Genomic DNA, 12,917 nt, shown 5'->3' with positions numbered 1-12,917 from the left:
GAACTCAATAGTTTGGATGCTATTAAGTTACTAAAAACCAGAAATATGCACAACCTTTCATTTGTCATTTTACTAACTTTTTAATTCAACCAACGGGTTGAAGAATATAGAATCGTCCTTTCGCCACCTGCGGCTCTTCAGCATGCTCTTTCTGGGAGCCTGCACGCTGATCTCGGTGGCGGCAGTGTGGACATCCTACCGCTTCGCGGAAGCCCAGCGGCAGAAGATCTACGTACTGGATCAGGGCAAGTCGCTGATATTGGCCCTGTCGCAGGATATGGCCCAGAACCGTCCCGTCGAAGCCCGCGAACACGTGCGGCGCTTCCACGAGCTCTTCTTCACCCTCTCTCCCGACCGCGAGGCCATCGAAGGCAATGTCCGCAGGGCGCTGTACCTTGCGGACGGAAGCGCCATCACCTATTACCAGAGCCTCGCAGAGAAGGGATATTTCAACCGCATCATCGCCTCGAACGTATCGCAGAATGTCGTCGTGGACAGCATCCGATGCGATTTCGACTGCTATCCCTATGCTATCGAGACCTTCGCACGGCAGAAGATCGTCCGTGAAAGCAACGTCACGGAGCGGACGCTCGTCACGACATGCCGCCTGCGAAATGCCGTACGCTCGGACAACAACCCGCAGGGATTCCTGATCGAAGATCTGCGTATTCTCGAAAATAAAGACCTCGGAAGTTATGAGCGCTAAGGATTTACAGACGCGGGCCGAAGCGTGGCTGAAGGCCCGCATGAAACGTCTTACGCCGCGCCAGCGGCTCGGGCTGGTTACTATGCTGCTGCTCGTCTATGCGGCGGTCGCCCTGATGATTCTGTTCGGTGGAATGCGGAGTCGGGAGACGTCGATTCCCGCCGTCGAACACCTCCGGCAGCCACTACTGCCGGAAAGGAGCCTGTTACCTCTAAACACGAGTGAAGATGACACGCAGGAGCGATAACGGAGCAGTTGAAAAGCTGTCGCAATTTCTCACATCGCAGCATCTCCGGCAACTTAAGTTCGTAGGTGTCGTGACGGTGATGACACTGCTGTGCGGCATTTTCCTATGGTACCTGTTCGCCCCGAAACCGGCTCCGCAGCAGGCGGGAACGGGCGGATACAATGTTACGATTCCGGAAGCGACGGTAAAGCCGGCGGAAACGGACAAACGCAAGGTCTACGAACAGGAGCAGTACGAGCAGCAGCGGCGCGAGAAACTACAATCGTTGGGTGATGTTATGGACGACCGCTTGCCTGTGACCGGGGAAATGGCGGATGCTACAGTTCCGGCAGCACCGACGGCGATCGACGAATCGGATGCTGCCTACCGGAGGATATCGGGTGAAATGGCGGCTTTCTACACCCCGGCCCCTTCTTGCGGCAATACCGAGGTCGAAGCACTGAAAGAGCGCCCTGCAATCCCAGCTCGACGCCGAGCGGCAGCAGCCCGATCCGCTGGAACTGGCCGAGGAGCAGTACAAGCTCGCCCGGAAGTATCTCGGCGGCGGAACGGCCGCGGACGAAGAGGCCGGGCCGACGAAGCAGCGAAGGGATTCGCGTCTGTCCGTCATGCAGCCCGTTCGGGAGGGTGAGGTCGAAGCCTCGACACTCGATCCGCGGGCGGATTTCACCGTCGAACGTAACTTGGGATTTCTCACGGCGGCAGGTGGCGTCGCGCATGCCGATACTCCGACCGTCAGAGCCTGCGTCGCCTCGACGCAGGTCATACGTGCCGGAAGCACCGTGCAACTGCGGTTGCTGGAAGCCGTGCGTATCGACGATACGGTGATCCCCCGCAACACCCCGTTATACGGTCTTGCGACGATCTCCGGGATGCGGCTGCAAGTCATAGTGTCGTCCGTCGAATACGGCGGGCGGATCTTCGCCGTCGAAGCCGCGGCTTACGACCTCGACGGACAACCGGGGCTGAATGTCCCGAACTCCCGCGAGCGGACAGCCCTCAAAGAGGCGCTGGCATCCGTAGGACAGACCGCCGGGACGAGCGTAAACGTCACCCGTTCGGCCGGGCAGCCCGGGAAGCTCCGCGAGGTGAAGATAACCCTCAAAGCCAACCATCAGCTATTATTGATTTCAAAACAGCAGTAAAATGAAAAGAGACCTTATTTATCTGCCCCTGATCGTCTCCGCAATCTGGGCAGCACACGCTACGGCGAAGGCCATGCAGGACGGGCCGCAACAGATCGAACCCCGAAAGATCGAAGCGGGATTCACCAAGACTGTACACATCCTCTTCCCGTCGCCTGTCACGTATATCGACATCGGCTCGATGGACATCATCGCCGGCAAGGCCGATGGAGCCGAGAACGTCGTGCGCGTGAAAGCCGCCGTGCGGAATTTCGCAGCAGAAACAAACCTGACGGTCATCACCGAAGACGGCGGATTTTTCACTTTCGATGTCTATTATGCCGAGAATCCGGTTGTCTCGACCCTCAATCTTACAGTGCAGGAACCGCAACCAGAAAGTATGAAGAAACCGGCCGCCGTGGGCTATCCGCAGCCGACGGCCCCAGCATCCGAAAGCCGGGTGCTGCTGCGCGAGGTAGGGCGCGAGAAACCTGCGACCATAAAACGCATGTTGAGCGACATATACCGCCAAAACCGTACGGACGTGAAGGGCATTCGCACGAAGAAGTACGGCATTGAAGTCGAAGTGTTGGGGATTTACGTGTTCAATGACGTGATATACATTCACTCCTGTATCTCGAACGACACGAATATCTCATTCGAGGTAGATGCACGACATTTCATTGTAGCGGATCGCAAACTCACCAAGCGTACGGCACAACAGCAGTCGACGCTCGAAATCCTGCGCGTATGCAACGATCCGGCAGTCGTGAGGGGACACCAGCGTCAGCGGACGGTATTCGCACTGCCCAAACTGACGATCTCCGATGACAAGGTGCTTTTACTGGAAATCATCGAGAAGAACGGAGCCCGGCATCAGACGGTGGAAATACCAGCCAAAGAGTTGTTAGAAGCAAAACTGCTGTAACGGGAAAAATAAGATTCGATGTTCGTACACTTTCTAACGGCTCTTTGCCTGACAATGGGAATATTGTCGGTACTGGTCGCCATCGGACTATGTTGGTTGATCCTCTTTCCGGAGTATCCGAAACACAGATATTGATCCGGGGTTGAACCCAATTAAAAGTGCCCGGTAAAACCGGGCACTTTTAATATTTTACAACTTACAATTCTCTGGTGTGGTGGGCAGGTCATTACACGACTTGTCCGCCATAGTGCAATGTGCATATTTCACGATGTATCTGCCGACATAGCAGCTCGATAACCCGTTCGGAAAGATCGTGCCGCACCGTGTGCATGAAGCGGCGGTTCTCGATGCGGCTGAACAGGCTTGTGCCGTCTTCGGCGACGGCGCAGCAGATTTGCGCCTCGCGGAAACGGTCGTAATCGGTGAAATATTCCACGTTGGGAGCGATACGTATATAGGTTTTCATAGGTTCGTCAGATGATGTTTTGACACAATTCGGGGTGGCGGTATGGCGGGAGCCGCGGGCGTCCGCCCGTTCGCGTCTGCGGCAGTCATGCCGCAGACGGAAACCGAAACTTATTTATGGTGTCGCAAGGTCGTTGAATCGCAGTTCGATAGTTGTCTGCAACAATCCCGGCGGGCAGGAACAAGTGTCCCTAATGTTCAATTCTTCGGAGAAAATATGTACGGTATAGCAGCGTGCCGCTCGCTCCCGGGAAATCCGGATACCCCAAGTATGGCCGTTTCGGCGTGCGAAAAAAATGTGATTCTCCGCACCTGCCTGGATCAGATCGAAAACGGCGATTCCATGCCGGCGAAGATCGTCGATAAATTCTTTCAGCATGATTCTATTCGGTTTTATGGGGACGGCCCGCAGGCCGTCCCCGATCAGAATTTAGGCGGCTTTCTTTGTCGTTTTCTTAGTGCTCTTACCCGTTTTGCCCTCTTTCTTGGCGGCTTTGGTCTTGGCTTTCTCCTGCGCTTCGGCCACGGCAATACGCTCGTCGAGACGGTCGTTGCGCTTCGTGTATTCCTCGTCGAACTGCGCTTTCACAACCTCGTATTTCTCTTTGTGGTGCAAGGCTGCAAATTCCATCAGCAGTTGCTTCCCCGTTTTGTCGAAACCGATGTCGGATGTAAGGCTTTTTACAAGAAAATCGCGGGTGATGAGATCGCGTTGTTCGTCGGTCAGCGCATTGACGACAGCGATTTTCTGTTCGGATGTCAAATAATACGCCTTGGGGAATCCCACGGCGGCGAGGTGCTCGCGCCGCAGGCTTCCGAGCATGATGTAATAGAGAATGTTGTCTTCCAGCTGGGTAAACGGCGTCGGGGCGATCTCCTCGTCGCGGACGATCTGCCGGACGGCTTCGACGGTTTTTTCGTGTGCGAGTTCCGTGTTGCGGATTTTCTTCTCCTCAAGGCGGGCGATCAGTTCTCCGGTCGATTCCCTGCCTTTGGCGGCTTGGTTCACATAGACCAGCCGGGCGTCGTCGCGCGAGGTCTTGACGAAGATACGGATCGCCCCGGCGTCGTGCTTGGCCAGCAGGTCGGCGGTCTTTTCCTCGGCGGCCTTTTTCTGCTGCTCATAGATCTGCATTGCCGCGGTATAATCGGCATCGGTGGCATAATCCGCCGGACATGGTTCCGCGGGTATAGCGGGCATTTCCTGTACCTGCCCGTATTCGAACGCCTTGCATTCGATCCCGTTTTCGGTCATATGCTCTACGGCCTTATCATGGTCGTCGCATCCGTAACGGTCTTTGCAAAGGATGAATTTCGGGTTTTGCGCGAGCAGTTCTCCGCTTTTTCGCTCGATGAATTCGCGGTTTTTGGCTTCGAGACATTCCCGGTTCGTACACCGTCCGCTTCCCGTGGCGAACATATCGTATAGATTGGTGTTGTGCTTGCATTTGGCGCACGCCGTTTGGTCGAAGCGGTACCGGGCCAGATCGTTCGTATAATGGGCGTCTACCATCCGCTTGAACTCCTTTACGGAGTATTTCCGCCACCCCTCCTCGTCTTTGAGGCGGTCTTTGCAGATCGTCTTTTGCAAGTCTTTCCCGTATCGTGCCAACTCCATAGCGAGACCCAATGTAATAGAGTTTTCGCGCAGGAGTTTTTTTGCATCGGGGATCAGTTCGTTGAGTTTCATCCGGTAGTAGATATACTGCTCGCTCTTGCCGAAGCGTGCGGCCACGGCGGCGGCGTCCCCGCCGAGGGTCTGCATGGCGGCTTTGTAGGCTTCGGCCTCGTCGAGCGGCGGCATCTCCTCGCGCTGAATGTTCTCCGAAAGCGCGAGGTCGAAGATCGCCCGTTCATCGGCGGGCACGGCATCGACGATTGCCTCGATCTCGGTCTGGCCGAGCAGTTGCACGGCGCGGTAGCGGCGTTCTCCGCAGACGATGATATAACCGCCTTGTTCTGCGGCTCGCACCCGGATGGGCTGAATAAGGCCGTGCGTGGCAATGGAGGCGGCCAGTTCCGCGAGGGCATTCTCGTCGTAACTCCGCCGCGGATTGTTGGGGTTGGGGCGGATTTTGTCAATGGAGAGCAAAACGGTCGATTTCGTGCTCTGGGTGGCGGTTGCGGTCGTGGTGTCGGTTTCGTTCGTTTTCATGGTGTGATGGTTCATTAGAATTGATATGTTATTGTGGAATTAATTGATCAGATGATATGCTGTACCGCTGGCAAGGTATTCCCATGCGTTACTTTCAGCCAGTTCTGCGAAATACTCCTCGCTGCGGCAATACCGGGCATCGTCGCGGCATGCCCGGAAAAAGGTGTCCAGACAACATTCGATCAGATCGTAGAAAGTCGTATCGTCCGGATGCGTGAAGAAGCAGTATATCGGATCGAGGATCATATTGTCCATATAATACCCTGTCAGCGGACATTCCGTCGTACAGAATAGGCGGCTTCGGCGGCGTCTTCTCCCTTTGTAGTAGATTTTCGGGACGAACAGATGCGATCCGAAATTGTTGTGTAGATAGGCGGCGAGCCGTGCTCCATGCAGATTTTCAATAGTATCTTCGTAAGGCGAATACCAGCTGAAAGAGTAGGAATAACCGTCGTATTCCCATTTATTGCACCGTATGCCGAGTAGATCACAGAAGGCATTCAGCGTTTGTTTGTTCTCCGCATTCCATCCGTATTCCGGTTCATCGTTGAGCCACTTGCGATATGCCCGTGCCCGTGCTTCGGGCGAAAGTTCGCCCAGCGAGAAAATTTGGTAGGTTACGGTTTCCGTTCTCATGATCTTGAAAGGTATTTGATCAGTTGCTTGTGGCGGTCGTACGGTATTTTGAACAGCAGGTAGGTAATGCCTATGCCGTTGCGCGATGCGTTGTGAAGGAGTTGCCGCAGATCGGGATCTTCCCCGGCCGTGACGCCGAACACCTCCGGCATGTATTTTTCCGGCAACCGGGTGCGCATCATGTAGTCGAAATCCGCCGTGCGCTGTATGATTTCTTCGTATGATTTCATAATAAGGTCGTTAAGAATGAGAGGATCGAATCACCGGACATGGCATGCGCGTTGTCCCAATTCCGCCATTGCTGTCCGTCCTTGTTTTGTAGCGAGAGGTTGAAAAGAGGGGCTTTCCCCTGCGACCATTTGCCGGAATAAATCCGGATGCTGAAAGTGCGTACATGGCCGCTGAAATCGAAAAAGGCGGTGTATTTTTCTTTGCCGTTGATCTCCAACAGGAGCGCGGCGATAGCTGTTATCTGTTCGTTCATGCTCTCGGGTGTTGTGGGGCGGGCGGATGCACGCCCCGGATTGAATGTTATTTGAGATAGGCGGCCAATGCGCTGCGCACCTCTTGTTCTCGGCGTTTGGAGAAAATCCACCCGGCGCACCGGGTGCCGTCGTGCGTAAGGCAGGCGCGAAACAGCCCGTTCAGATCGCGGAGCGTGTCACGCAGGGGTTTCGTATCGCCGAATACGGCGATCGACTTCGCGGAGTATTCCACGATCTCGACACGTGCGTCGGCCACGGTTTCGGGGGCGGCGGTCTGCACGGGTGCAGGGTTCTCGATGCATACATTGTCGGATTTTCCGGCCACGACGGCGAAACGCTTGATAATGCCCTCTTTGTCGCGGCACGATTCCTTGCTGACCTGCCAGCCCGAATAGCGGTGCGTGCCAAGGTAATAGCCGTGCCCCATGCTGTACTTTTCACGGTGTTCGTACTCGGCATTACGCTCGGCCAGGTGTGCCGTGCCCTCGAACCGTGCCGCGGCCTTGCGCATTTCGGGAAACAGATCGCGCGTGTGGGTCGAGAAGCCGAGAATCACCGTGCGCACGATACGCGAGCCGAAATAGTCCGTATAGGGGTCGCATTCGCTTTCATGCTGTTCACCGATGATGACGGCCACGGCATCGTCGGGAACGATCTGCCGCAGACGCTCCGCGCCGATGGTGCGTAACCGTTCCGCGTCTTCCGCCGCCGCACGTCGGGCGGCTTCCTGCTCGGCTTTGAGGGCGTCGGCACGAGTGCGGAGCGCCGCGACCTCGGCGGCATCCATAAATTCGGGGTGCTCGTCGTCGTAATAGTGCCCGATACCGAATTTGTCCCGCAAGGGCCGGATCAGATCGGCAGTGTGCTCCTCGGCGGTTTCGGGGTCGATCAATCGGTAATTGTAACCGGATTGTGTGTGTTCGATTCCGGCCACGACCATGCGGCGGCGCATGCTGTAAGGCCCGTCATAAATAACGATCTGATTCTCCCGCACGCTTTGTACGTCGGTGTCGTAACTCTTTCCTGCGAATAGCAATGTGACTTTTCCCATAGTTGTAAGGTGTTGAATGTTAGTAAAACAGCCGCAGAAGAAACCGCACGAGGACAACCACGGGGGAAAGGACGAGACGCACGATGTCCCGACACCGCCGCAAGAGCCATAACGAGAGGCAGAAGCCCCAAAAACCGCCCGCGCCGAGATAGATACCCGCGAGAAATTTGAACGCCGCAAACGCGCCGAAAAGCACAGCCGCGAAACTTGCCGCAGACCTCCAAAACCCGCAGATGCCGGTGGGAGCGGTGCCGCTCCGTTTCAAAATTTCCCGTATGTCTTTGTGCTGTTTCATAACTACGACCTTTTTTTTATGCCGTATGGGCCGCGTTTGCCTTGCTTCCGTTTCTGTGGGCTATATTTCAGAGGGGCGGAATACAAACAAGATTTCAGGACAAAAAAATCAGCCGCAATATATAAGTTGCGGCTGATTTTTTTGTCTGAACCCGAAGGGCCCCGATCTTGGTTGTTTTCCGACCCCCTGCCATAGCTTCGCCCACGGAAACGGAAGCAAGGCAAATGCGGTGCATAACGTGCTAAACGGGGAGTAGGTAGTCTCGGAAACAGCACAAAGACATACGAGGAATTTTCAACCCGGATATAAAAAACAGATATATCTTTTAACATATCTGCTTATCTGTCTTTGGCCGGATTGTATCTTGCTATCGGTAGCCAATAATTTCAAAATACTGCGAGCCGTAAATCCTTTGCCGTAGGCGGCGGTTATTTCCATTTTGGAAACAACCGATTCTGTATCGGGATTTTCAGCGTTCGACCGTTCCCAATGGCATATATTTATTCTAATTGGATATCCCATTTTGTGATTTCGAATTCGAGGTCACAAATTGCGGCCTCAAACCGATTGCGAACCGTCGGATCATTCTGTCGTATCCGCCTCCGGGTGTTCGATCCCTTCGGCTGTTTTTTCGGCCAATGCCTGTTTTGCCGTGAGCGGCGATACGATTCTTTTTCCGGTCTGGGCTTCGATCTCGCGGCGGGTATTCCCGGCGATACGTCCGCCCTGTGCCGCCACGGCACGGTTCGCTGCGGTCGTCCGCGGTTTTCGCTCTTTCGAAATTTCGGTGGTCGTCGCTTCGGCAAGCATGTTGAGCACCAGCTCCAGATTGGTCATGTTGTCGCGCAGGCTTTCGGTTTTCAGTCCCTTGTACTGCTTGTACTGGCGCGTGGTCATACCCGACTAGCCCAGCGTAATAATATCGGTCAGCGTGGCGTATTCCTGTCCCTTTTTGATACCGCGGCGTTCCCATTCGTCGGTCAGTTCCTTGCGTACCTCGATGGATTTTAGCCGCTGGTTGATCCAGTTCTCGGAATAGCCTTTGCGATGGTAGTATTCCAGCATCCGGTCGATGCCTTGTTCCGGGTCGTCGATCTCCTCCAGCCGTTCGCGGGCAAGCGAAGAGAGCCACAACTTGAACGGCTCGGCCTTCGGCGAGGGAATCGACTGCACCAGTCGGAAAAGCTGCTCTACGTCAGCCACATCGGTTAGGCGCATCTTGCCATCCGGAGCGGTCATTTTCAAACCGTGACAATTTGTCACGGTTTCATTCCCTTCAGCTTTCAGCCGTTGTTTGAGTTTGCGCCAGTAGGCTGCGGCATCTTTACTTTCAGTCAAAACTGCGATAACATCGACAATCGAAACGTACCACTTGCCCGCTTCGTCGTCCCAGACGGTGCGTACCTTACGCTCTTCAAAAAGTTGTATCGCTTGCTTTTGGGTCATGGCTCTTTTTACTTTGATTGCTTAAAACCGATGGGCCGGGGCTGTTTGCGGGCCTTTGGAACTTTGACCGACAGGGCTGCGATGGCCTCGTAGATGTTGTCAAGCTCCTTGCGCATGTCTTCCGAAAGGTCGTTCACCGCTTCGGCGTTGTCCTCGTCCGCCCGTTCCAACAGGGTCAGTTTCGCACGGATTTCGGACAGCTCGGCCGTCATAGTCGAGGTTGTCATAATGTAGTTGCGCATGGCGACGAAAGCATCCATAATCCGAATACTGACTTGTATGGCTGTCGGGCTGCGTAGCACGGCAGAAAGCATGGAGACCCCTTGTTCGGTAAAAGCATAAGGACGTTTTCGTGTGCCGCCCCAACTTGATGTTCCATTTTGGAATATCAAAAATTCCTGTTCTGTCAGTTGAAACATGAACCGTTCCGGAAAACGTTCGATATTTCGCTTTACAGCTTTATTCAGGTTGCCGGTCGTAACGCCGTAAAGCTCGGCCAAATCGCGGTCGAGCATCACGCGCTGGCCGCGGATTTCGTAGATTTTGCTTTGGATCGTAGCGAGTTCTTCCATCGGTTCGGGTCAAAATGAACGGTTATTTCTCTTCCTTCGGGAGTTTGAACCCGATGGGCCGGGGCTGTTTGCGGGCCTCGGGCACTTTGACCGACAGGGCCGCGATGGCCTCGTAGATGTTGTCCAGCTCCTTGCGCATGTCTTCCGAAAGGTCGTTCACCGCCTCGGCATTGTCCTCGTCCGCCCGCTCCAGCAGAGCCAGCTTTGCCCGGATTTCAGCCAATTCCGAAGTAACGGTTGTAGCTGTCGTAATATAATTGCGCATGGCGACAAATGCTTTCATAATAGAGATACTTACTTGTATTGCCATTCCACTGCGCAATACCGCAGAAAGCATCGCAACTCCCTGTTCGGTAAAAGCATAAGGTAGGGATGTCTTCGGCCGCTTCACTCTGGATGTCGTCACAAATTGTGATGACATATTTTTCCATTCAATTTCGGAAATGCGGAACATGAACTCTTCCGGAAATCGTTCGATGTTACGTTTTACGGCCTGATTCAATGCACTGGTCGTAACTTGGTAGAGCGCCGCAAGGTCGAAGTCGAGCATCACGCGCTGGCCGCGGATTTCGTAGATTTTGCTCTGGATCGTAGTGAGTTCTTCCATCAATAAGTTTGGGCAAGTTCTTTCCTTCAACACAAATATAGTCGCTTTTTTGCAAAAAGAAAGACGAAACCGCTCCGTTTCGTCTTTTCTATTCTTTTTTCGCAGGATAATTTATCGGTGCGAAGAATTCAGCGATTGTGATGTTATATAATTTACAGAGTTTCAGTATAGATTGTGTGTTTGGAATGGAGGTTCCTGATTCATACCGAGAAATATCTAAATGTGTAAACTCAATAACTTCTTCTTGAGAATACCCATGATCCGAACGTAATTGTTGCATACGTTCTATCAAGAGCCGTTGAAAAGTAGTATCTCTATATTTGGGAACCTTTGTTCGCATTTTTTGCAAAGGAAAGGTGATGTCTAAAATTTTATACACGTGATTTCACGTGTATTCGAAAAATTTGATTATATTTGCATACGTGGATTTCTAAATACAGAAATTATGCTACATTTGCGATTGAATAGTTCGGCGTAGCCGACGGACATAATCATAAAGGGTAAACAACTCTTTATACCTACTTGTAAACTTGGAGACCTCTTCGGAGGATGTTTAATCAGATGGTATAATGGTTGTCAGCTCCGGTTATGTCCTGTTTGTTATTTGCAAGCAGGGCTTGACTGGGGCGCAGGACAGCTTCCATCTGAAGGTAACTCCAAGACCGACAAGTAGGGGCTGACACCGCGCCCCCTTTTTGTTTTCTGTGGGTACATCATCCACTAACCCGAAACCGTCATGCGCCGCCATTCGCCGAATACATTACATCATACGGATTGCACCCGCCGAGCGACCGCCGGCAGGCGGAATCGGTATATCTTTGCAGCAGCGTTTGTTTTGGACCCTAATACTATCGAAATTATAAATATGATACCGATTCGCTGATTTACCATCGGTTTTTCTGTCTGCTGGCAGAGAAAGATAGTTTTTTACGGGGCGGCCGCGCCCGTTGCACCCTGCCCTGGTTTCAACTATCGCACCACCGAACACATAAAAACATACCGAAAATCAGCCGACGAACCGTTCCGTGGCTGAATCCCGACTCGAATTAATAACACGGATGCGGCCGATATACGACTGAATTCTTCATGGAATCTGTGTGAAGTTGCGTCACTATCCATCGTATGTCTCTGCATCCGTTTTCATATCCGGAAATTGTCTCCGACAATAAGTCCGAACCGGCTCTACCCGTATTCGGACTAATGGAAGCGCGTATTTACAAGGGAGAATACACATCGGCTGAGATGATCGTCTTAAAATCTCTTGACATTCATTACAAGCCGATGGCTTCCATTCCTTTTCATTTATTGTAGATATAGCAGCATAATTATAACATTCACCAGATAATCTTTTAGCGGTGTCCGAAGCAAGAAATTTGCCCGCTGAATCTCCGAAGTAACCTGCCGGACGGTCAGGTTGAATTTTTCCGCAATTTGATGGTAAGTCATATCTTCCAGACGGCTTGCCAAAAATACATTACGAGTAAGAGACGGCATTTTGGCCAGTTCGCGCCGGTAAATCTCGATTATCTCGGATTGGAACAGTTTGCCGATCTGTTCTTCGTTAGATAATGTATTGATACTCGATTCGATCCGCCATTGTTCTTTTCTATAAAGTTCGCTTTGAGCTTTGAGCATGGATTTCCGCTTACGCAGGTATGAAATACAGCGAGTCCTGACGTAATTGTAAATATAACCTTTGATATTCACGTCGAATTCAAGGTGATCCCGGTGTTCCCACAAATACATGAAGCCATCGGTCGTAATATCCGTTGCCATCTCCATATCATTTATATAGGAGTATGCGATTCGGATAAAACGCTCCTTGTCGTTGAACAGCCTGTCGAACTCTTCGGCTGTCAATATTTTCGTCGGCTTCCCCATCGCAATCTTTCGATACTGTTTCCAAAGATAGCAATTATTCCCGAAAATGCAAGTCGAGAATTCATCCCCGGTTTTTCGTTTCCGATGTTTTGAAAGCGCCTGCAAAAAAGAAATGAAAATATTTTTGAAACAAAATAAGGTTCCGGGAAGCAAATGCAGGCGATCAATACACTCATTGTCAATACATTGGCTAAATAAATAATTTTACATTATTATTAAATATACCCGTTGGTTGAATTAAAATAAAGCATCTTTAACAAGACCAATTTTACGATGGTTACAGAAGTTGATGTATTGCAGCACGGTCATAGCAGCGATT

Annotated in this window: 16 protein-coding genes and 1 pseudogene; 4 read left to right on the top strand and 13 right to left on the bottom strand. The window is 52.3% G+C overall.

Annotation, left to right across the window (positions count from 1 at the left end):
- Positions 1 to 142 precede the first annotated feature (142 nt).
- From traK to traN, 4 genes are all read left to right on the top strand, one after another.
- Positions 143 to 706 carry a conjugative transposon protein TraK gene (traK, locus tag BHV64_RS08775; protein ID WP_288115749.1) on the top strand — a complete coding sequence of 188 codons (564 nt, stop codon included), beginning with the start codon at positions 143 to 145 and terminating at the stop codon, positions 704 to 706.
- Positions 696 to 953 (top strand): hypothetical protein, encoded by a 258-nt coding sequence (locus BHV64_RS08770; RefSeq protein WP_141418247.1) that lies wholly within the window; start codon positions 696 to 698, stop codon positions 951 to 953. Before traK ends, BHV64_RS08770 begins: the two co-directional genes overlap by 11 nt.
- A gap of 452 nt (positions 954 to 1,405) precedes the next feature.
- Complete coding sequence (gene traM / locus BHV64_RS13280) at positions 1,406 to 2,098, top strand: conjugative transposon protein TraM (protein ID WP_441294230.1); 693 nt, start codon at positions 1,406 to 1,408, stop codon at positions 2,096 to 2,098.
- 1 nt (position 2,099) lies between these two features.
- Positions 2,100 to 3,005: a conjugative transposon protein TraN gene (gene traN, locus BHV64_RS08760; RefSeq protein WP_141418246.1), complete on the top strand. Its 906-nt coding sequence runs from the start codon at positions 2,100 to 2,102 to the stop codon at positions 3,003 to 3,005.
- Positions 3,006 to 3,231: 226 nt separating this feature from the next.
- Here traN and BHV64_RS08755 read toward each other — a convergent pair whose 3' ends face one another.
- The 13 genes and pseudogenes from BHV64_RS08755 to BHV64_RS08695 form a co-directional block, all read right to left on the bottom strand.
- Positions 3,232 to 3,471: a hypothetical protein gene (locus BHV64_RS08755; RefSeq protein WP_217727880.1), complete on the bottom strand. Its 240-nt coding sequence runs from the start codon at positions 3,469 to 3,471 to the stop codon at positions 3,232 to 3,234.
- A 114-nt stretch (positions 3,472 to 3,585) separates the two neighbouring features.
- Positions 3,586 to 3,849, bottom strand: a complete 264-nt coding sequence (locus BHV64_RS08750; RefSeq protein ID WP_217727881.1) for a hypothetical protein — start codon at positions 3,847 to 3,849, stop codon at positions 3,586 to 3,588.
- Positions 3,850 to 3,900: 51 nt separating this feature from the next.
- On the bottom strand, positions 3,901 to 5,625 hold the full coding sequence (locus tag BHV64_RS08745; protein ID WP_288115747.1) for a ParB/RepB/Spo0J family partition protein: 1,725 nt from the start codon (positions 5,623 to 5,625) through the stop codon (positions 3,901 to 3,903).
- 39 nt (positions 5,626 to 5,664) lie between these two features.
- Positions 5,665 to 6,261 (bottom strand): hypothetical protein, encoded by a 597-nt coding sequence (locus tag BHV64_RS08740; RefSeq protein ID WP_018696893.1) that lies wholly within the window; start codon positions 6,259 to 6,261, stop codon positions 5,665 to 5,667.
- Positions 6,258 to 6,491, bottom strand: coding sequence for a hypothetical protein (locus BHV64_RS08735; protein ID WP_015547835.1), 234 nt, complete (start codon positions 6,489 to 6,491; stop codon positions 6,258 to 6,260). Before BHV64_RS08735 ends, BHV64_RS08740 begins: the two co-directional genes overlap by 4 nt.
- On the bottom strand, positions 6,488 to 6,745 hold the full coding sequence (locus BHV64_RS08730; RefSeq protein WP_015547834.1) for a hypothetical protein: 258 nt from the start codon (positions 6,743 to 6,745) through the stop codon (positions 6,488 to 6,490). The genes BHV64_RS08735 and BHV64_RS08730 overlap by 4 nt, the downstream gene beginning before the upstream one ends.
- A 47-nt stretch (positions 6,746 to 6,792) precedes the next feature.
- Positions 6,793 to 7,797 (bottom strand): fusion protein, encoded by a 1,005-nt coding sequence (locus tag BHV64_RS08725; RefSeq protein ID WP_217727883.1) that lies wholly within the window; start codon positions 7,795 to 7,797, stop codon positions 6,793 to 6,795.
- 19 nt (positions 7,798 to 7,816) lie between these two features.
- Positions 7,817 to 8,092, bottom strand: a complete 276-nt coding sequence (locus BHV64_RS08720; protein ID WP_217727884.1) for a hypothetical protein — start codon at positions 8,090 to 8,092, stop codon at positions 7,817 to 7,819.
- 582 nt (positions 8,093 to 8,674) lie between these two features.
- A pseudogene (locus BHV64_RS08715) lies at positions 8,675 to 9,538 on the bottom strand (BRO-N domain-containing protein).
- Positions 9,539 to 9,546: 8 nt separating this feature from the next.
- The gene (locus BHV64_RS08710) at positions 9,547 to 10,110 is read right to left on the bottom strand and encodes an ORF6N domain-containing protein (RefSeq protein ID WP_015547831.1); all 564 of its coding nucleotides are present in this window, start codon (positions 10,108 to 10,110) and stop codon (positions 9,547 to 9,549) included.
- A gap of 22 nt (positions 10,111 to 10,132) precedes the next feature.
- Positions 10,133 to 10,717, bottom strand: a complete 585-nt coding sequence (locus tag BHV64_RS08705; protein WP_015547830.1) for an ORF6N domain-containing protein — start codon at positions 10,715 to 10,717, stop codon at positions 10,133 to 10,135.
- 88 nt (positions 10,718 to 10,805) lie between these two features.
- A complete protein-coding gene (locus tag BHV64_RS08700) occupies positions 10,806 to 10,997 on the bottom strand; it encodes a helix-turn-helix domain-containing protein (protein WP_229028890.1) in 192 nt (63 codons plus the stop codon).
- A gap of 1,022 nt (positions 10,998 to 12,019) precedes the next feature.
- The gene (locus BHV64_RS08695) at positions 12,020 to 12,598 is read right to left on the bottom strand and encodes a sigma-70 family RNA polymerase sigma factor (RefSeq protein WP_044054579.1); all 579 of its coding nucleotides are present in this window, start codon (positions 12,596 to 12,598) and stop codon (positions 12,020 to 12,022) included.
- Positions 12,599 to 12,917 lie beyond the last annotated feature (319 nt).

It is taken from the genome of Alistipes sp. 56_sp_Nov_56_25, assembly GCF_001915285.1.
GTDB classification, from domain to species: Bacteria; Bacteroidota; Bacteroidia; order Bacteroidales; family Rikenellaceae; genus Alistipes; species Alistipes shahii.
The sequence above is the reverse complement of the archived record's forward strand: the minus strand, read 5'-3'. Positions and strand labels throughout refer to the sequence as shown.